The 19,311-nt window shown below is 36.6% G+C and carries 16 protein-coding genes and 1 pseudogene; 10 read left to right on the plus strand and 7 right to left on the minus strand.

Features of this window, described 5'->3' with window-relative positions:
- Positions 1-221: 221 nt before the first annotated feature.
- From F6K23_RS19990 to F6K23_RS20015, 6 genes and pseudogenes are all read left to right on the plus strand, one after another.
- A pseudogene (locus F6K23_RS19990) lies at positions 222-473 on the plus strand (zinc ribbon domain-containing protein); the annotation flags it as partial.
- 386 nt (positions 474-859) lie between these two features.
- Positions 860-2,953, plus strand: a complete 2,094-nt coding sequence (locus tag F6K23_RS19995) for an NAD(P)H-quinone oxidoreductase subunit 5 (RefSeq protein ID WP_293159063.1) — start codon at positions 860-862, stop codon at positions 2,951-2,953.
- Positions 2,954-3,424: 471 nt separating this feature from the next.
- Entirely contained in the window at positions 3,425-5,005 is a 1,581-nt protein-coding gene (locus F6K23_RS20000; protein WP_293159065.1) for an NAD(P)H-quinone oxidoreductase subunit 4, read from the plus strand.
- A 332-nt stretch (positions 5,006-5,337) separates the two neighbouring features.
- Positions 5,338-5,976 carry a Uma2 family endonuclease gene (locus F6K23_RS20005; RefSeq protein WP_293061555.1) on the plus strand — a complete coding sequence of 213 codons (639 nt, stop codon included), beginning with the start codon at positions 5,338-5,340 and terminating at the stop codon, positions 5,974-5,976.
- Positions 5,977-6,035: 59 nt separating this feature from the next.
- The gene (locus F6K23_RS20010) at positions 6,036-6,425 is read left to right on the plus strand and encodes a type II toxin-antitoxin system VapC family toxin (protein ID WP_293159173.1); all 390 of its coding nucleotides are present in this window, start codon (positions 6,036-6,038) and stop codon (positions 6,423-6,425) included.
- Positions 6,426-6,494: 69 nt separating this feature from the next.
- The gene (locus F6K23_RS20015) at positions 6,495-6,740 is read left to right on the plus strand and encodes a DUF4926 domain-containing protein (protein ID WP_293159067.1); all 246 of its coding nucleotides are present in this window, start codon (positions 6,495-6,497) and stop codon (positions 6,738-6,740) included.
- 144 nt (positions 6,741-6,884) lie between these two features.
- Here F6K23_RS20015 and F6K23_RS20020 read toward each other — a convergent pair whose 3' ends face one another.
- Complete coding sequence (locus F6K23_RS20020) at positions 6,885-8,828, minus strand: type I restriction enzyme HsdR N-terminal domain-containing protein (RefSeq protein ID WP_293159069.1); 1,944 nt, start codon at positions 8,826-8,828, stop codon at positions 6,885-6,887.
- 217 nt (positions 8,829-9,045) lie between these two features.
- Between F6K23_RS20020 and F6K23_RS20025 the strand changes: the two genes are divergently transcribed.
- On the plus strand, positions 9,046-9,654 hold the full coding sequence (locus F6K23_RS20025) for a Uma2 family endonuclease (RefSeq protein WP_293159071.1): 609 nt from the start codon (positions 9,046-9,048) through the stop codon (positions 9,652-9,654).
- Positions 9,655-9,890: 236 nt separating this feature from the next.
- On the opposite strand, the gene F6K23_RS20030 is transcribed toward F6K23_RS20025, so the two are convergent.
- Positions 9,891-10,994, minus strand: coding sequence for an alkene reductase (locus F6K23_RS20030; RefSeq protein ID WP_293159073.1), 1,104 nt, complete (start codon positions 10,992-10,994; stop codon positions 9,891-9,893).
- Positions 10,995-11,284: 290 nt separating this feature from the next.
- On the opposite strand from F6K23_RS20030, the gene F6K23_RS20035 reads away from it, so the two are divergent.
- Both F6K23_RS20035 and F6K23_RS20040 read left to right on the plus strand, forming a co-directional pair.
- Positions 11,285-12,211 carry a LysR family transcriptional regulator gene (locus F6K23_RS20035; protein ID WP_293159075.1) on the plus strand — a complete coding sequence of 309 codons (927 nt, stop codon included), beginning with the start codon at positions 11,285-11,287 and terminating at the stop codon, positions 12,209-12,211.
- Between the two features lie 350 nt (positions 12,212-12,561).
- Positions 12,562-13,248, plus strand: a complete 687-nt coding sequence (locus F6K23_RS20040; RefSeq protein ID WP_293159077.1) for a hypothetical protein — start codon at positions 12,562-12,564, stop codon at positions 13,246-13,248.
- 528 nt (positions 13,249-13,776) lie between these two features.
- Here the strand turns inward: F6K23_RS20040 and smpB are convergent.
- On the minus strand, positions 13,777-14,247 hold the full coding sequence (gene smpB / locus F6K23_RS20045) for an SsrA-binding protein SmpB (RefSeq protein ID WP_124154743.1): 471 nt from the start codon (positions 14,245-14,247) through the stop codon (positions 13,777-13,779).
- 261 nt (positions 14,248-14,508) lie between these two features.
- On the minus strand, positions 14,509-15,285 hold the full coding sequence (locus F6K23_RS20050; RefSeq protein ID WP_293159079.1) for a hypothetical protein: 777 nt from the start codon (positions 15,283-15,285) through the stop codon (positions 14,509-14,511).
- 115 nt (positions 15,286-15,400) lie between these two features.
- Here F6K23_RS20050 and F6K23_RS20055 point away from each other — a divergent pair, with 115 nt between their 5' ends.
- On the plus strand, positions 15,401-16,309 hold the full coding sequence (locus F6K23_RS20055; RefSeq protein ID WP_293159081.1) for a metallophosphoesterase: 909 nt from the start codon (positions 15,401-15,403) through the stop codon (positions 16,307-16,309).
- A 203-nt stretch (positions 16,310-16,512) separates the two neighbouring features.
- On the opposite strand, the gene F6K23_RS20060 is transcribed toward F6K23_RS20055, so the two are convergent.
- From F6K23_RS20060 to F6K23_RS20070, 3 genes are all read right to left on the minus strand, one after another.
- Positions 16,513-16,842 (minus strand): DUF3082 domain-containing protein, encoded by a 330-nt coding sequence (locus F6K23_RS20060; protein ID WP_293159083.1) that lies wholly within the window; start codon positions 16,840-16,842, stop codon positions 16,513-16,515.
- A 334-nt stretch (positions 16,843-17,176) separates the two neighbouring features.
- A complete protein-coding gene (gene ispE, locus F6K23_RS20065; protein ID WP_293159085.1) occupies positions 17,177-18,121 on the minus strand; it encodes a 4-(cytidine 5'-diphospho)-2-C-methyl-D-erythritol kinase in 945 nt (314 codons plus the stop codon).
- A gap of 197 nt (positions 18,122-18,318) precedes the next feature.
- Positions 18,319-19,185, minus strand: coding sequence for an SPFH domain-containing protein (locus F6K23_RS20070; RefSeq protein ID WP_293159087.1), 867 nt, complete (start codon positions 19,183-19,185; stop codon positions 18,319-18,321).
- Positions 19,186-19,311: the final 126 nt, after the last annotated feature.

Consider the following 19,311-nt stretch of genomic DNA (forward strand, 5'->3'; position numbering starts at 1 on the left):
CTTCACAGTAGTATAATTCTGTCGATCATCATACAATCGGCAAGGGTAAATGGCCATCATTCCCTACAATATAGACTCTGATCTTTAAAGATTAAATAACACCGATACTACCGGATTTGATATGATTCTTTAATTATTAATTATTAATTATTAATTATTAATTATTTAAGGTGTTCATGTAGGTAGGGGCGAATGGCCATTCGCCCCTACATCCTCACAATACATCACAAAATTGTAGTAATTGTGGCCTAAAAGTCCCTAAGACTTTATCAGTTAGAACTCATTCTTGTCCTAAATGTAAAGTAGTTTTAGATAGAGATGAAAACGCTGCAATTAATATATTAAATAAAGCGTTAAACGAGGTGGGTATCATCTTGTCTGCTTGTGGAGGCTTAGATGTTAATCGGCCTGTGTTCGCGCAGCGTTGCGCAGCAAAACAAGAAACTTCTTTGTTTGAGAAGCTCCCGTTATAATCGCTCTTATTTAACGGGAGAGAACTTCACAATTAAACACTAGCTTTCACAGGTAGAATGGCTTCAGCAATTATACTGAAAAAAAATTAAAATTTCCACTTTGTATAGACTACTAATTAAAGTCGTGAATGAGGAAATTGTGTGAATATTCATCAAATTCATCCTCAGTTTTTTTGACTTTCCTCAAAAAAAGTGCTATTTACAAAGATTTCCAAAATTTAACTCTACAGTATATAAACTTTTGACTATTTAATTTTGACTTTTGACTTTTATGCCTGGATAACCATTAAAAAAATTGATCTTTAGTTTTGATCCCAGGAAAGTCTGTGTAAGAATGCTTATTAGTTTTGTCTACTTAATTAAGAATTATAAAGTAACCATAAATTATGGAAGCACTTTATCAATATGCCTGGCTGATTCCATTATTGCCCCTACTTGGAGCAATGGTAGTTGGCCTGGGACTAATATCCTATAGTCAAGCCACAAGTAATTTGCGACGGGGATCTGCAATATTTATAGTCTCCCTGTTAGGAACTGCAATGGTTCTCTCCTTTGCCATTCTCTGGAGTCAAATTAATGGCCATGAAACCTATACTCAAATGTTTGAGTGGGCAGCAGCAGGTGACTTTAGACTAAGTATGGGCTACACCATCGACCATCTGACTGCCCTAATGTTAGTCATTGTAACTACTGTTGCCTTTTTGGTAATGGTCTACACCGATGGCTACATGGCTCACGACCCTGGTTATGTACGCTTTTATGCCTACTTGAGCTTATTTAGCTCCTCAATGTTGGGTCTAGTTGTCTCTCCAAACCTCGTCCAGGTTTATATCTTTTGGGAACTGGTGGGTGTATCTTCCTACCTACTAATAGGTTTCTGGTACGACCGGAAAGCAGCAGCTGATGCCTGCCAAAAAGCTTTTGTGACCAACCGCGTCGGTGACTTTGGTCTGCTATTGGGGATGCTCGGAATTTACTGGGCGACTGGTAGCTTTGAATTTGAAGTCATGGGCGTTCGTCTAGAACAACTGGTAGAAACAGGCGCTCTGAGTGCTGGTTTAGCTACTCTATTTGGTGTTTTAGTCTTTTTAGGACCTGCGGCCAAGTCGGCTCAATTCCCATTGCACGTTTGGCTACCAGATGCGATGGAAGGCCCTACTCCAATTTCTGCTCTAATCCACGCAGCGACAATGGTAGCTGCTGGGGTTTTCCTAGTGGCGCGGATGTATCCAGTATTTGAACATCTGCCAGTAGTAATGAATATTATTGCTTGGACAGGAGCCTTCACGGCTTTTCTAGGAGCAACGATCGCCATTACTCAAAATGACATTAAAAAAGGTCTTGCCTATTCCACTATTTCCCAATTGGGATATATGGTCATGGCAATGGGTGTGGGAGCTTATAGCGCCGGACTATTTCACCTAATGACCCACGCTTATTTCAAAGCCATGTTGTTTTTGTGTTCCGGTTCAGTTATTCATGGTATGGAAGCTGTTGTCGGTCATAACCCAGTTTTGGCACAAGATATGCGGTTAATGGGCGGACTACGCAAATATATGCCTGTTACCTCTGCTTGTTTTTTAATTGGTACTCTGGCAATTTGCGGTATCCCTCCTTTTGCTGGTTTTTGGTCAAAGGATGAAATTCTGGGCAGTGCTTTTGGAGCAAACCCCGCTTTGTGGTTGATCGGTTGGGCAACTGCTGGAATGACTGCTTTTTATATGTTCCGGATGTATTTCTCCACTTTTGAGGGAGAGTTCCGGGGTAACGATGAGCAGATTAAACAGCAATTAATGGCTGCAAACTCTACAGGTGACAAGGTCGAGATGACCCCAGCGGTTGCTTTCGGACCTGGCGCAATGGACCCGAAAGAATTAGAACACGGCCATGATGACCATGACCATGACCACGACCACGGTCATCATAGTGACTCTCCCCATGAGTCTCCTATTAGCATGACTTTACCATTGATGGTTTTAGCGATTCCTTCAATGATTATTGGTTTGTTAGGAACGCCTTTTGCTAATTATTTTGAGCAATTTATCTATGCACCAGGAGAATCTTTGGCAGAGGTGCTAGAGGGACTAGCTGAGTTTGACCTGACTGAATTTTTGATTATGGCAGGTAACTCTGTGGGTATTGCTTTAATTGGCATTACCTTTGCTTCCTTGATGTACTTGAGTCGTAAAATTGACCCTAGTGCGATCGCTGAAAAAATCAAACCTCTTTACAACTTCTCTCTCAACAAGTGGTATCTAGATGACCTCAATGACTTTCTATTTGTTAAAGGTAGTCGTCGTCTAGCACGTCAAGTTTTGGAAGTAGACTACAAAGTAGTTGATGGAGCTGTTAACTTAACAGGTTTTATTACACTTCTAACTGGGGAAGGTTTGAAATATTTAGAAAATGGTCGCGCTCAGTTTTATGCCCTCATTGTATTTGTAGCGGTGTTGGGTTTAGTTGTTTTCTCTGGAGTTTAGAGGGAACAGGGAACAGGGAACAGGCTGTTTCATTCTCGATAGAAACGGAGACGCGGAGACACGGAGACACGGGGATGGAGGCTTTTAATCATAAATTAAAAGTTGGCTTTTCACCCTCGATAGAAACGGAGACGCGGAGACACGGAGACACGGGGATGGAGGCTTTTAATCATAAATTAAAAGTTGGTTTTTCACCCTCGATAGAAACGGAGACGCGGAGACATGGAGACACGGGGATGGAGGCTTTTAATCATAAATTAAAAGTTGGCTTTCACCCAAAGAAGTATAACTGCCCATAACTTTCTCCCCGTAAGGCTTTGAGATAAACGCAAAAACTTAGAATGAAACAGCTTTGAGGGAACAGGGAACAGAAAATTAACAATTTCGAGTAATATTTCTTCTTCTTCCTTCTTCCTTCTTCCTTCTTCCTTCTTCCTTCTTCAAACATTTTAAAAGTGGGATTTGATATTTATGACTAATTTTCCTTGGTTGACTACAATCATCCTATTTCCAGTAGCTGCATCGTTGCTAATTCCGATTATTCCGGATAAAGACGGCAAAACGGTACGGTGGTACGCCTTAATTGTTGGATTAATTGATTTTGCTATTATCACTACTGCCTTCTGTACTGGGTATGACACGAGTAACCCTGAGCTTCAACTTGTAGAAAGTTATGCTTGGGTGCCGCAATTAGACTTAAATTGGTCAGTGGGAGCTGATGGTTTATCCATGCCATTAATTATCCTGACTGGGTTTATCACAACTCTGGCAATTATGGCAGCGTGGCCTGTAACTTTTAAGCCAAAGCTATTTTATTTCTTGATGTTGTTAATGTACGGCGGTCAAATAGCTGTGTTTGCTGTGCAGGATATGTTGCTATTTTTCCTGGTTTGGGAATTAGAATTAGTACCAGTTTACCTAATTCTCTCTATCTGGGGAGGCAAAAAACGGTTGTATGCAGCAACTAAGTTTATTCTTTATACCGCAGGTGGTTCGCTGTTTATTTTGATAGCAGCATTAACAATGGCGTTTTATGGCGATACTGTTACTTTTGATATGAGGGCGGTTGCTGCGAAAGATTACGCTCTGAATTTGCAACTCTTATTATATGGAGCGTTTTTGATTGCTTATGCTGTAAAATTACCAATTTTCCCATTACATACCTGGTTGCCTGATGCTCACGGGGAAGCAACTGCACCTGCTCATATGTTGCTAGCAGGAATTCTGTTAAAAATGGGTGGTTACGCTCTGTTGCGGATGAATGCAGGAATGTTACCTGATGCTCATGCAGTGTTTGCTCCTATATTGGTAATTTTGGGGGTTGTCAATATTGTCTATGCTGCTTTGACTTCGTTTGCTCAACGAAACTTGAAGCGGAAAATTGCTTATTCTTCGATTTCTCACATGGGTTTTGTGTTGATTGGTATGGCTTCGTTTACCAATATTGGTATGAGTGGAGCTGTACTGCAAATGATTTCCCACGGTTTGATCGGGGCGAGTTTGTTCTTTTTAGTGGGAGCTACTTATGACCGTACCCATACTTTAATATTGGATGAAATGGGTGGTGTCGGTCAGAAGATGAAGAAAGTGTTCGCTATGTGGACGACTTGTTCCATGGCTTCTTTGGCATTACCTGGAATGAGTGGGTTTGTGGCAGAGGTGATGATATTTATTGGTTTTGCCACCAGTGATGCTTATAATCCAACTTTCAAGGTATTGGTAATATTCTTGGCGGCAGTGGGAGTGATTTTGACTCCAATTTATCTGTTGTCAATGTTGCGGGAGATTTTGTACGGTCCTGAGAATAAGGAGTTAGTAGAACATGAAGTTCTCAAGGATGCCGAACCCCGCGAGGTGTTTATTATCGGTTGTTTGTTGGTGCCAATTATTGGTATTGGTTTGTATCCCAAGATTGTAACTCAGATTTATGATGCGACGACAGTACAGTTGACAGCGCGGTTGCGAGATGCTGTACCAACGTTGATTGAATCTGGAGAAGTGGCATTGAATAGTGAGTCTGAATTGTTGATGCGTGCGCCTGCGATTAAGTAGTAAAACTTTTAGAGTGCGTTAATAAACCGGGTTTATCAAGGAAATTTAGTGGTTTGAACCACAATACCATGACCATAAACCCGGTTTCTTGGTTGCTTTGCGTAAGTCGTGCTGATGAAATTGGTATAATTGATATAGCACTAAGAATTACAGCGCTTTTCAGACAAATGAACCACATCGTCACCATCAAAACCTTGTAGGGACGTTCCATGGAACGATGAAAACTGCTGTAAGGTTAGGACATTTCTAAATCCCGTTTGCGCAGCATTCCGTAGGAAAAGCCTTTAAAATCCCCTGTTCCCTGTTCCCTAGCGCGTAGCGCTATAACTGAAATGACAGTCACCATACCTATTAACAAAATTGAGCTTCACCCAGGTAGTCTCATTACCCTAAATGACTTAACCTGGGAACAGTTTGAAGCATTTCTAGAAGAAAAAGAAGCTAACGGAATCAAGACACGAGTCGCTTACAGTCAAGAAACTTTAACCATTATGTCTCCTCTTCCTGCTCACGAACGACCGCACCGAATTATTAGTGATATTGTGAAAGTATTGCTGGATAGTCAAGAGCGAGACTGGGAAGAGTTCGGTTCAACAACCTTTAGGAAAAAAGCTAAAAAAGTCGGTCTAGAACCTGATACTTGTTTTTATATCCAAAACGCTCAAAAAATGCGCTCTCGAATGAGGATAGATCTGACTGTAGATCCACCTCCAGATTTAGCTATTGAGGTAGATGTCACATCCAAAACTACTCTTGATGCTTATGAAGCTTTAGCAGTTCCAGAATTATGGATTTATACTGAAGAAAAATTCACGATTCAGGTTTTTACCGATGGATTATATGTAGAATCATCTATCAGTCCTACTTTTCCCAATTTACCTATCTTAGAATTAATTCCTAATTTAGTCAACCAGGTATTAACGATGGGTAGCAGTAAAATGCTAAGAGAGTTGAGGAAGAAAATGAGTTAGAGTCGAGTAGTAGACTAACACAAATAAAACTGTTTGTAGATATATGGGGATGGTTAACTCTGCACTATAAAAATGAATCAAAACATCAGGAAACTGTAAATTTGTATCGGCGTTTTACCTCTCAAAATCAGAGAATTTATACAACAGATTATGTCTTAGATGAAACTTTTACCTTGTTTTTCAAGCGACTACATCCTGCTCTTGCAAGTCAGTCTATGAAATTGTTGATAGAGGTGTTTAAGGCAGAAAAATTTAATCTGGTTTGGATTACGGAAGAGCGCTTTTTTAAAGCACAAGAATTAAGGATTAAGTTTGTAGATAAACCCCTAATTTCATTTACTGACTTGACTTCAATGGTGGTAATGAAAGAATTTGGTATTGAATATGTTTTAACTGGAGATGCTCATTTTATTCAAGTTGGTATGGGATTTCAAAAGATACCTCAATAATTAATAATTGTTGTTATTAAACTATTGCGCAATGGTAAAGTAATGCTGTTCTCTGTTCCCTCTTTTCTTATGAATGACATCAAATTACATGACACTGTAGCTTTAACAGAGAATATGAAAACTACACAATTTATGACTGATAAAGAAATAGTATTACCTAGAGGTCAAGTAGGAACTGTGGTAGAAATTTACGAGCAAGGAAAAGCTTTTGAGGTGGAATTTGCTAATAAAAATGGGCAAACTTACGCATTAGTATCCCTCGAAATTGAAAAACTAATGTTGCTGCATATAGACTGTTCCAATCTAACATTTTGAGTGGCGTAAATATTTATTCTGTGTGATACATAACTGTGGGAATAAAATAGATAATATACTTTCCCCTTCTCACTCTCGCTAGAAGATTTTTATAACTTCTAGGTAACGCAAAGATATTGAAAACAAAGGGGGTTTTATTGTATTTTACTGATATCTATTTGGATAAACATGATGCTCTTCAAAGCGACTTAATTCCCAAAGCGGTATTAGAGCATTTTTGGCAGCATTAAGTTGAGCTTGAGAGTAGTGGAGATCATCCTCAGACTCTAAAAGACAACTAAATGTCCGAGACATTAAATCTACATAAGAACTATTTTCAAATTCTAAATTACTAATTCTTTCTACTTGTTGGTCTAAAAAATTTACCACACGTTCGTAACTCCAGTTACCCTCATTAGCGAACTTTAGCCGTTCATTTTTACTAGAGAGTTTATATTTAATTGCTCTTAATTTTCCAGTAATATAATGCGTTTCTGATACTTCACTATCTCTAACTAAATTTGTACAAGTTTGGTAGTAAGAGTATAATAGTGAAGCATCAATTGCTTTCGACCTTCTGATAGTCCATTGTTGAATATAACAAATATAAGGTTTTAGCTGACTAGCTTCATAAATTTTTTTAATGGGAATAAGTTTTTCTTCTGCATCATCTAAAATACTATCTTCAAACTCAGTTTGATCTCGATTATGGAAATAGTAATCAAGGACTTTGGGGATAAACTTTTCTAATAACCACTTTTTAGTATAGGTAGCAGTCCAAAACCCTCTGTGGCCTACATTTTTTTGCCATGAGTCATAATACTTGTCAAAAAATTCTAATTCATAACTGCTCAAAAAATAGATTATATCAATACTATAATATGAATCTATATTGGGGTTTAAGCTAGGCCAAACATTGGTTTGCTCTGGATAATTACTTCTACTACAAGGACGACAAACTTTAATATATCTTACTTTCTCAAAAATATGCCAATTTGAGTTTCCATCATCATAACTAAACTCCCTGACAAATTTAAGCATTAATTTCCACAATTCTTTGGTGACTGAAAACAGCTTAAAACCTTGAAAATATTCAAGATTAACTGGCTCAAATTCAGATGCTTCAAGAATATTCTCAGATTCGATAATTATACGTTTGTATTCTGAAAAAACCTCATCAACACAATCACATAAATCTTGAGTTTCTGCTGCTGATAAAATTACTGTTGTTCCACTTAAACTTGCTTCAAAATAATTATCTTCTAATTTTCTAAGAAAACTACGAGTTCCACAGTGAGATTTCGTTTTTAATCCCATCATTAAGTTGCCAAGTATTTCTTGATGACTTAAATAAATTGTTGAACCTCTTAAAATTATGCTACTAAACTCTATTGTACAATCACCCTCATCAAATGCTGTTGGCAAATTACATTCTATTGCTACTTTAGCTTTAACAACCCTTAAGTAATTTTTTCCTCTAGTAATAGAAGGTTCAAAGTCACCTTTATCTAAAATAGCTTGTATATGTGGATGACATTGCAAAGCTTTTTCTAAAGATACATATTGACTATGAGTTAAGTCATTTGCTGTATTTTCATTAATTTGTTTGACAATTTCAAAGTTGAGTTGTTTATAGAATTCTGAGGCTATTTTTCTATCTTTAAGTTCATCAATATTAATATCAAATATAGATTCTTCTATACGGTGGCGAGGTCGCTTTAAAACTTTTACTTGATAGCCATTAGTTATTACTAAAAAAACAGACTTAAGATGGTCACCATAAAATTTAGCTTGTTTAATATGTGGTTCTAAATTTTTTTCTGTAGGCTTTTTTGCTTCAACAATAATCAGTGAGGTCTCAGCATTCTGTTTTTCTTGTTCATTTGTTGAAAAATAGACATGATCTGCTTCTGGATCTCTACCTTGTTTTTTGCCTGGTTGATAAGTTTTTATAGGATATTTACCTCGGCGATTATTTTCTGGATAACCTAATAGTTGAAAAAAGGGTAAGACAAATTTAGTTTCAACATCATCTTCATTTTGTAGAAGTTGTGGATTAAAATTACTTATCCACTCAATTAATAAGTCAATTTGATGATGATTTGACATATTTTTTTTCAATAAATTTATTTGAAGATGTTTTGGTTGTGCTATTATAACATAGCATATCTGAGTTCTCATGTTTTGAGAACATCAATTGTCTAAAGTCTGACTCATAACCAATAAAACTTATAATTAAATTATTAAATTATGATATTAGATTTCACCCACTACATAAAAATATGACTGATAACTGATAACTGATAACTGATAACTGATAACTGAAATGACTTACACTTCATCCAAACAACTTAACTTTGAAGAATTTATTGCCCAATACGGGGATAATACACGTTATGAACTAATTGACGGAGAATTAAGAGACATAGAACCTACAGGCCCTCACGAAGCTGTTGCCGGGAGTATTGCTGGTAGAATTTATCTCGAAATTTTTCGTAATAATTTTAATTGGTTAATTCCCAAAAATTGTCTAATTAAACCCCTATATACTGAAACTACAGCACTACGATCTGATGTAATAGTATTAGATAAAATAGAACTTACTCAAGAACCCCTTTGGCAAAAAGACCCTGTCATTTGTAACGGTAGTACCATTAAACTTGTTGCTGAAGTAGTTAGCACAAATTGGCAAGATGATTATGCTAGAAAAGTAGAAGAATATGCTTTTTTAAATATCCCAGAATATTGGATTATCGATTTTAGAGCATTAGGTGGTTTACAATTTATTGGTAATCCTAAACAACCTACTTTCACAATTTGCCAGTTACTAAATGGTGTTTATCAACAGCAACAATATCGCTTGGGTGAGCCAATTTATTCTGATTTATTTCCAAATTTAAAACTGCGATTAGACGAAGTTATGCCAACTTCATAATTCTGAAATAAAGCTCGAAACATTTAGCGCGATCGCTCTTTTTCCTTGAAACTATTCTGCAATAAAAACTATTACAGCGTATCAGGACTTACGCTCAGAAACTACATCCTGTGAGGGCGTTAGCGGAGCTTGACGTTAGTCAATGCCATTCGCCCCTACATATAGCGTTTTTAAGATGAATTTGCGTAAGTCCAGTTAATATAAAAATTATTACCACTCAGCAACGCTAAATGTCTTTAAGCATCACCCAAACTTGGATAATCTATATACCCTTCTTCACCACTGGTATAAAAAGTATTACGATTGTATTTGTTAAGTTCAGCATTCAAAGCAAAACGTTTAGGTAAATCGGGATTCGCTACAAACAGACGACCATAAGCTACGAAATCAGCAGTGTTATTTTGGAGAGCTTCCTCTCCTGTGTCGCGAGTATATCCACCTGCGGTAATAATTGCTCCACCAAATAGCGGACGGAAAAATTTTGCTCCCAAACCTTTACCATCATCTTCAACTGTTACGTTACCTTTGATACGGGGTTCAACAACGTGAAGATAACCTATTCCCAAACGGTCTAATTCTTGCGCAACATAATTGAAAGTAGCTGCGGGATTAGAATCATGCATATCGTTGAAAGTACTACTAGGAGATAACCGCACCCCTACTCTTTGTTTTCCCCAAACATCTATTGCTGCTTGCGTCACTTCTAGAAGGAAACGCGCTCGGTTTTCTATCGAACCTCCATATTCATCTGTTCGATGATTGGAATTATCTTGCAGAAACTGGTCGGGTAAATAACCATTGCCAGCATGAATTTCCACTCCATCAAAACCTGCCTCTTTTGCGTTTTTCGCTCCTTGTCGAAACTGCTCAATAATCAGAGGTATTTCTTCTAGTTTGAGTTCTCTAGGAGTAACGTGCGGAAATTGTCCATTGGGAAGATCCGCTAAATAATCAGCCGCAATAGAACTAGGAGCGATTGGAATGTCTCCCTCTTCTAGTAAGTCTGGATGGGCAACTCGTCCAGCGTGCCACAGTTGTAAAAATATTTTGCCACCTTTTTCGTGTACTGCTTTTGTTATCTGTTTCCAACCTTCTATCTGCTCTTGACTATAAATTCCTGGTGTATTGGCGTAACCCAGACCGTTACGAGAAACCTGAGTAGCTTCACTAATAATTAATCCCGCAGAAGCACGTTGAGCATAATAAGTCACATTCATCGGTTGAGGAACATAGCGATCGCCTGCACGACAGCGAGTTAAAGGAGCAAGAATCATACGATTTGTTAATTCTAGGTCGCCTAAAGTAGCAGGGGAGAGTAATTTGAGTGTTTTAGTAGTCATAATTTATCTCTTTATAATTGTTTCAGGACTTACGCAGAACCTCCATATCTCGTAGGGGCGAATGGCATTCGCCCTCTACAGATACCTTATTGTCTAAGAATTTGCGTAAGTTCTGTGTTTGCCGAGTTTCAGGTGAAAAAGTTAATTAGCGAAAGTGAGCAAATTCCAAATTATTTGTGCTTTCTTTTTCCATGTTTTTACTTTAACTCCATTCATATAAGATGTTAATATGGCTTTTATGCCAAACAGTTTTGCATTTTACGCAATAATTTACCTGTAAATAGAAATCTATGGATCAATTGGCGGCCATGCGTGCCTTTGCCCTTGTAGTTGAGACAGGGAACTTTTCGGAAGCATCTCGGCAGTTAGGAGTTGCTGTTTCTTCAGTTACTCGTCAAGTGAATGCTCTGGAAACTCTACTCCATACACAACTAACCAACCGTTCCACTCGTAGTATTACTCTCACTCCTCAAGGACGAAGATATTATGAGAAAGTGGTGCAAATTCTTCAAGATGTAGAAGCAGCTAATCTTTCAGTTGCAGAACAGGATGAAGTACCACGAGGTCTATTGCGAATTAGTTTACCTGTAGCTTTTGGCAGACTCTACATTGCACCTCTAGTTCGGGATTTTCTCGTGCAATATCCTGAAATGCAACTAAATTTGACTTTGAGTGATGGATTAGCTAATCCTGTTGATGAGCAACTCGATGTGGTGATTCGTTTGGGTAATCTTGAGCGCTCTGGCGCTACTTGGATCGTCCGCAAACTTGGCTCATATACGCGTAAAGTTTGTGGCAGTCCAGCCTATTTTCAGCAGTATGGCAAACCAGAGCATCCTGAAGATTTAGTTCACCATAATTGTTTGTGCTTTAGCTATTCCACTGGTTATGAAATTTGGCGATTTAAACGAGACAAAGAGGTATGTGAAGTTAAAGTTAATGGCTCGTTGGTAGCAAATAATTCAGAAGTCCTTCGGCAAGTTTGTTTAGATGGTGCTGGTTTGATTTTAATGCCAACCTGGTTAATTGGAGAAGATATCCGTGGGGGTCTTCTCGAAGCTGTACTTAATGATTTTCAGTTCTATCCCCACATAGATATGGATACAGGTATTTACGCACTTTATCTACCGAATCGTCGTAATTCCTTGAGAGTTAAAACTTTCATTGATTTTTTAACTCAACGCCTTGGTAACTCACTTCTATGGGAAAAATTTTGAACAATATGTAAGCATTCAGCTATTAGCACTCAGCTATCAGCAATGTGAGTAATACACATCTCCATAAAATAGGGAACAGGAAGGAGAAATAATTGACAATTAATTTATGGATAATAATTGATTTGATTTTTAATTTCCACCAGATTTCAATGAATAATTAAGAGCTGATAACTGACCGCTGTTTGCGCAGCATTCCGGAGGAAATGCTTACAACAATACTTGGCAATTTTAAGAGAAAATCTAAAAATAAACGCCTATTAGCTGATTTTGAGATTATTGTAGAAAATCAGCTCTAAAAATCACCTTTAGTGCTACTATAAATTATAAATTCTATTTTCTAGCACAGAATAATGAATAACAAAAATCTAGCAATAACTTTAGCTACAGTTGTTTTTCTAACAGCCTGTGACATTGGTGACAATAGTCATATTAAACTTAAACGTGATGGCTATCACAGTTCTAGTTATCCTAACTATATAAATCGTAGAAAAGTAGGAATTAAAAATAACATTCCAGTTAATTCTAATACCAGCTATGTTGTCAGTTATTGTCAAGATTTTATGCAATATGAAATGGGAGTTCCTCGTAATAGTCGGTGGTCTTCAAGAGAAAATATAACTGAATATACATCTGGTTGGCAATGGCAAGGTTGGGTAGAATTTGATGGGGAACGAAGCAATTTTATTTGCAATATTGATAATAATGAAGTAACAGCATATTTTCATCAAGAAACTTATCCCGATTATTCCCCCGATCGTTTTTATGGAGGTGGCGATCGCATGAATAAAAGTAATATTAGTGTGGTAAGTTCTTGTCAAGAATTTATGCAATATGAAATGGGAATTCCTAGTAATGGGCGGTGGTCTTCTACTCAGAATGTGACTAAAACTGCTGAAGGTTGGCAGTGGCAAGGATGGGTAAATGTTTATGGAGAAAAAAATAAGTTTGTATGTACTGTTGATCCTAATGGAGTTAGAGTTGCCACTAATTTTGAAGACTCCTACAATTATGAATATGAATATAACGATACTTACTAATATAAAATCTGCTTGAATACTTATTATATAGTTGGGAGAGATGGGGAGATGGGGAGATGGGGAGATGGGGAGATGGGGAGATTGAATATTGAAGTGTGAATAGAATGATAAACAGATACTGTATAACCAGATTCTATTTCTATATAACTAATAAGTATTATTCAATTTACCGAATAATTCAGGTCTAAAGCCTCTTCTTTAAATAATATGAAATATGTTAATGTTTACTACCAAACTATTGATAGGGAGATGGGGGAGATTCGTAAGTAGCACAATTTTTTGTATTTCATATAGGAAATAAAGAAAAAAATCCTTTTCATCAATCCTATCCATTTTCAAGAAAGATAATAATTAATTATTTATTAATTTTTGAATGAGCAAACTAAAGCTTCAAACGTACTAAAATAAGGATATAATTGGTGGCTCTAGTACAGGATGGCGGAAATAACTGGTTACAAAATCCTAAAACAATTACAAATTAATACTTTTGACTTTTAACTTTTGACTTTTAACTTCCGCGTAGTACCTCTAATATTGCTTCATTACTCTTTGCATAGTCCGTTTATCATCTCGTTGTTTAATAGTTTCACGCTTATCATGGAGCTTTTTACCCTGTGCTAAAGCAATATCAACTTTTACCCAACCGCGCTTAAAATACATCCTCAATGGTACTAAAGTTAATCCCTGTTGTTCTACCTTACCAATCAATTTACGAATTTCTTGTTTGTGTAACAATAGCCTCCTACTACGACGAGGTTCATGATTGAAAAATTCTCCTGCTTTTTGATATGGAGAAATATGAACGTTCAGTAACCATGCTTCATTATTACGAATTAAGGCATAACCATCTCGTAAATTAACCTTACCTTCTCGGATTGATTTTACCTCTGTTCCTTGTAATGCAACACCAGCTTCATAAGTTTCAATAATATGATAGTTAAATCTAGCTTGGCGATTATCACTAATTATTTTACGTCCTTCACCACTTTTTTTATTCATAAGATATTTTAAGTACACTTAATTTTTTGTCTGTAATTTTTGATTATAGCAGAAGGAAGAAGGAAGAAGGAAGAAGGAAGAAGGAAAAGTCTTACGTTGTCTGAGTTTTCAACCTTTGAACTTTCCTAAGCTTTCCTTCGACTGCTATATACTACAAAATTATTAACTTACAAAATTATTAACTATAGAAAAAATCAAAAGTTTTAGGTGAGGCGGTCAGCTTTTTTCACCTACTACCTAAAACCTTCTTAACTCTGAAAATTATCCTGGTATTTCTAACAGCGATCGCTCTAAAATAATCATCTCAGAATTGATCGCCGAACTACGAGCTATAACTCTACCTTGAAAGTTCATAACTTGTAACTTACTAAAGTCTAAATCTTGCACTTCTTGAAACATTTGTTTAACTAATTTATCTTGTTCTTCCTCAGTTTTGTCATACCAGTCATTATTCAGTTCAACAATTAATAAACTACTGGGAAAATTAACTCTTAAAGATTCAGTAATTCCAGCACCATATTGATTAATAAGGTCATCAATTTGATTTTGAATTGACACAATTAAAATTTGCTCTGGTGTCAACTTTGGAGGTGGAGCTATAATTTCTTCCACAGATTCAGGAGCTTCAGGAAATGAATTTTCGGATACTTCTGGATCTACACTCAGAGGTAGAGACTTTTCCGGGGCGATCGCTTCTGTTTCCTCAGCTATAGGAATATCTGCCACCTCAGTAGCAGGTTGATCGGGGGAGAAAGAAACAAAAATAATTACCAGAATGAGGACAAAAACACTAGCGATCGCTCCTGTCAATAAGCCATCAGAAAGCTTCTGACTTAGGGACTCTGGTAATAAGGAACGAACTAATCCTAAAACCTGCTGTCCAAAACCAGGTTTGGCCACTACTGATTTTTTCTCAGTAGTAGATTGTGGTTGAGGTGGACTTTCGGGTGTCAAGGAAGTAGTTTCTGTTGATTCTCGATCGACTGCTTCATTTTCAGGTTGTTCTAAATTTGGTTGCTTTGGTTGGTCTTCTGACATTTTATCTATACCTTTTGAACTAAACAAATCGACTGATAAAGCGATAAATTAATAAAAGAAAAATTTGTACTCTGGACTATAGTCCTTTTTCTACTTATATTTATTTTCTCAAACGATGAGTATTAAAGGTCGTCAATTTTTATTTTTAAGTAGTCTCAGCAGCACTAGTATTGCTGGTATATGGAACAAAATAGTAAAAATTATTAATTTTTTTAGTCCTGCTAATGCAGTGACATTAAACAATTCTTCCTCTGTTCAAACAAACCCTATTTTCAGATTTGTTTCTGTCGCTGATACTGGTACAGGAGGCAAAGATCAATTTGCTGTAGCTGAAGCTATGGGGCGTTATTTTTTAAAATATCCTTTTGACTTTGTAATTCTTGGTGGAGATAATATTTATGAAGATGGAGAAATTGAAAAAATAGAAGATGTTTTTGAGAAGCCATATAAATCTTTACTAGAAAAAGAAGTTAAATTTTATGCTTGTCTGGGCAACCACGATATTCGTACTGAAAATGGAGACTTGGAACTCAAATATCCAGGTTTTAATATGGCAGGAAGATACTATACTTTTCAGTATCACCCAATTCAATTTTTTGCCTTAGATACTAATATTAATGCTGACTGGGAAACCGAATTAAAATGGTTAGAAAAAGAATTGAGTAACAGTAATACTCCATGGAAAATAGTCTTTGGTCATCATCCAATTTATTCTTCTGGAATGTATGGGTTAAATGAAGATTTTATTCAAACTTTAACACCTCTATTTAAAAAATATGGGGTTCAGCTTTATATTAATGGGCATGAACATGATTATGAAAGAACTAGCTCAATTAATGGTACTACCTATTTAATTTGTGGTGCTGGTGGCAAACAACGTCCTGTAGGGAAATCAGAGTGGACTGAATATTCTACAAGTGATTTTAGTTTTGCTGCTTTTGATGTTTATCAAGACCACATAATTGTTAGAGGTATCGATGTAAATAATCGTGTTTTTGACGAAGGTATCATTAAGCTTAGTTGAAGTAAATTTTATACTAGGTGATACAGCATATTTCGGGCAAATGGTGTATAGGATAAATAGTGAAAATTATGTAGTGCGGGCATCTTGCCCGCGTGGGTGTACCTCATTAAAGTGAAATCTGCTGTATTAATTATTAATTGTTAATTGTCGAACTGCCCTATAAAATCTAAAGAAGTCAATATTTATCCCCAATTTTTTACTATTTAACCTTCATTTGGAGGCATTTCCTTATTTGTAAATCGCTGAATTATAATTTGTATAGCTAAGGCAACTAAACCTAAAGTAACCATCGCACACATACAAGTAGCTAAAGCAATAACTCCCACTACTAAAGCACGAACAGCAGTCGAAATATTCACCACAAAAACATTATCTGAAATAATAGGTTTACTAGCAAATGTCTCGGAAATAGATTTCATTAATAGATAGGCAAGTGTGGCTAATCCACCAGAAATTACAGCACTAGCCAAACATTGTAAAGGATTGGTATTTGAAGTATTTTTTTTGTCAGATTTAGGCCTTAAATTAGTCATAATTTTGAATAGTTGAAGTTGGAATAAAAATTGTTTGTAATTATATAAATTATGGTGAAAATTAAAATCACAAATAACAGTTTGTGACTATGCAAAATAGAGATTTATAGAGCTTTCAAGAACAGAAAACATAGAAGAAATAGTTATAACAAATATTGAGTTGATGCTTTACATAGAGTAACGATAGACTTAAAAGGGGAAATATTTTTCCCACAGATGAGCTTTTGCCTCCTGCCCTTTCTCCGTTCTACTAAACTTATCTAAACTTACCCACAGCGGAATTGCATGAACTTTGGCAGTTCAGTTCCTGCTTCAACAAGAACCACTGAACCCTTCAATGAGCAACAGTAATACCACTAGAATTAAACTTTGCTATCCAGAATTCTAGACCGGGGTCAGCCATTTGAGCTTTTACTGTGGCCTCAACTTCCTGTGCTTGAGCAAGAGATTCTGTCAAAGCAAATATAGTAGGGCCAGACCCCGACATCATAGCTCCTAAAACATTTTGGGATGCAAAAGCTTCTCTTAATTTTAATAATTGCGGATATTCTGGTAAAGCTACCTTTTCTAAATCGTTGTGCAATAGTTTACCAATTTCTATATTATCTTGGTGAGCGATCGCTGAGACCATTGGTCCAGAATGTACCCTTTGTATGCTATTTTCCCGAGCTTCAGTATCATCAATATAAGTATGACCGAACTCTTGACGATAAGTGCGATAACTCCAAGGTGTAGAAATAGAGAGATTCTTATATTTAGCCAAAACCACATAAAGTTGGTCTAAATTTGGTAGTGGGGAGAGAACTTCGCCACGTCCAGTTGCCAATGCTGTACCGCCACTAACACAAAAAGGAACATCTGAACCCAATTGTGCCCCCAACTCTTGCAACTCTCCCTGAGTCAAACCAAGTTCCCACATTAAATCTAATCCTACTAATACCGCTGCTGCATCTGTGGAACCTCCTGCTAACCCTGCTGCTACAGGAATCTGCTTATTGATAGTAATTTCAACGCCACCATACCTGGCAAATACATCTGGAAATTGTTTACCCATCAAGGAAGCTGCTCGGTAAGCAATATTGTCAGCATCAGCAGGAACCAGGGGATGTTCGCATCGAACCACAATAGTTTCAATTCCAATGGCACGAATATCTATTCTGTCTGCAAGACTAATGCTTTGCAAAACCATTGCTAATTCATGATAACCATCTGGGCGATCGCCTATGATTTCCAGATACAGATTAATTTTAGCAGGAGCAATTAATGAATAGGAGCGCATTTTAGCTAGTTTAGTATTAGATATTTTAACTCGTAAGCATAATAAAAATCTTGTTATCCCTTGTTTCTATTAGACATCTCCGGAAAAGAGGGAGTAGGGAGTAGGGGAAATAATTGATAATTTCTGTGCCATAATTGATTTTATTTTTTATTATTGGAGAAGTCTACTCCCTATCCCAATATCTATGAGACATGATACTAATCAGATTTTTTCAGTTTAGATGGTGAAATAGGTAGATCGTTTAGTGGAGAATAATCAGGAGAATCTCCCACTAATTCAGCTAATGCTTCTGACATGGCTTTCGGGTCCATAAATAGAACCTTAGAATTAGCACTTTCACTTAATTTCTGATTAGTTTCTAAATATCTTTGAGCAATCAGAAATTGCATAAATTCTGGACTATCTGGGCGCAAATTTAAAATTTTGGAAAGAACCTCTATAGACTCTGCTTGTCCTTGAGCTTTAGCAATAGCAGCTCTTTTTTCTCCCTCTGCTTGTTCAAGCATAGCCTTTTTCTCACTTAAAGCTACCCTTTCCGACTCCATTGCTGCTTGCACTTTTTCAGGAAAAACAATATTTTGAACCTCGACGCGAATCACTTTGACACCCCAGCTAGAAGTAGCTTCATCCAATTTCTTCAACAAAGCTTTATTAATATCATCTTTTGTAGATAAAACTTCTTGAAGTGGCAAGCGAGCAATTTCAGAACGCAGAGAAGTTAAAACAATATTATCAATAGCATTTTCTACGTCTTCAATTGCATAATATGCTCTCTCTATTTCTATAATCTGCCAGTAGACTACCGCATCTACCTGTAAAGTCAAATTATCTTTAGTAATGACTGACTGAGGAGCAATATCCAAGACCCTTTCGCGGATGGTATCAACGTGAGCTATTTTTTCCACTAGAGGTATAACAAACTGAAGTCCAGGCTTCAAAGTGCGCTTATACTTACCTAAGCGTTCTACTAAAGCCTCATCTCCTTCATCAATAACTTTTACAGATGAATTAACCGTATAACCAATGATTGCAGTTGCTATAAGAGCGACAAGATACTGGAGCATAAGATGTTAGAAATTAGGTTCATTATTTTGATACTAGCATTATCAATTCAAAAGTAGTCAAGTCAAAGGTTAACTATTTTCTTTTTGGCTGTGGATATTTGGACTTAAACGAAAAATTTTAGCCCC

Source organism: Okeania sp. SIO2C9, assembly GCF_010672455.1.
Classification (GTDB): Bacteria; Cyanobacteriota; Cyanobacteriia; order Cyanobacteriales; family Microcoleaceae; genus Okeania.

Bases quoted from the DNA above. Each gene is read 5' to 3' on its own strand.
- ispE (WP_293159085.1), bottom strand. From the start codon at position 18,121: ATGCGCTCCTATTCATTAATTGCTCCTGCTAAAATTAATCTGTATCTG.
- F6K23_RS20005 (WP_293061555.1), top strand. From the start codon at position 5,338: ATGACAGTCACCATACCTATTAACAAAATTGAGCTTCACCCAGGTAGT.
- F6K23_RS20040 (WP_293159077.1), top strand. From the start codon at position 12,562: ATGAATAACAAAAATCTAGCAATAACTTTAGCTACAGTTGTTTTTCTA.
- F6K23_RS19995 (WP_293159063.1), top strand. From the start codon at position 860: ATGGAAGCACTTTATCAATATGCCTGGCTGATTCCATTATTGCCCCTA.
- F6K23_RS20015 (WP_293159067.1), top strand. From the start codon at position 6,495: ATGAATGACATCAAATTACATGACACTGTAGCTTTAACAGAGAATATG.
- F6K23_RS20050 (WP_293159079.1), bottom strand. From the start codon at position 15,285: ATGTCAGAAGACCAACCAAAGCAACCAAATTTAGAACAACCTGAAAAT.
- F6K23_RS20020 (WP_293159069.1), bottom strand. From the start codon at position 8,828: ATGTCAAATCATCATCAAATTGACTTATTAATTGAGTGGATAAGTAAT.
- F6K23_RS20070 (WP_293159087.1), bottom strand. From the start codon at position 19,185: ATGCTCCAGTATCTTGTCGCTCTTATAGCAACTGCAATCATTGGTTAT.
- smpB (WP_124154743.1), bottom strand. From the start codon at position 14,247: ATGAATAAAAAAAGTGGTGAAGGACGTAAAATAATTAGTGATAATCGC.
- F6K23_RS20030 (WP_293159073.1), bottom strand. From the start codon at position 10,994: ATGACTACTAAAACACTCAAATTACTCTCCCCTGCTACTTTAGGCGAC.
- F6K23_RS20055 (WP_293159081.1), top strand. From the start codon at position 15,401: ATGAGTATTAAAGGTCGTCAATTTTTATTTTTAAGTAGTCTCAGCAGC.
- F6K23_RS20000 (WP_293159065.1), top strand. From the start codon at position 3,425: ATGACTAATTTTCCTTGGTTGACTACAATCATCCTATTTCCAGTAGCT.
- F6K23_RS20025 (WP_293159071.1), top strand. From the start codon at position 9,046: ATGACTTACACTTCATCCAAACAACTTAACTTTGAAGAATTTATTGCC.
- F6K23_RS20035 (WP_293159075.1), top strand. From the start codon at position 11,285: ATGGATCAATTGGCGGCCATGCGTGCCTTTGCCCTTGTAGTTGAGACA.
- F6K23_RS20060 (WP_293159083.1), bottom strand. From the start codon at position 16,842: ATGACTAATTTAAGGCCTAAATCTGACAAAAAAAATACTTCAAATACC.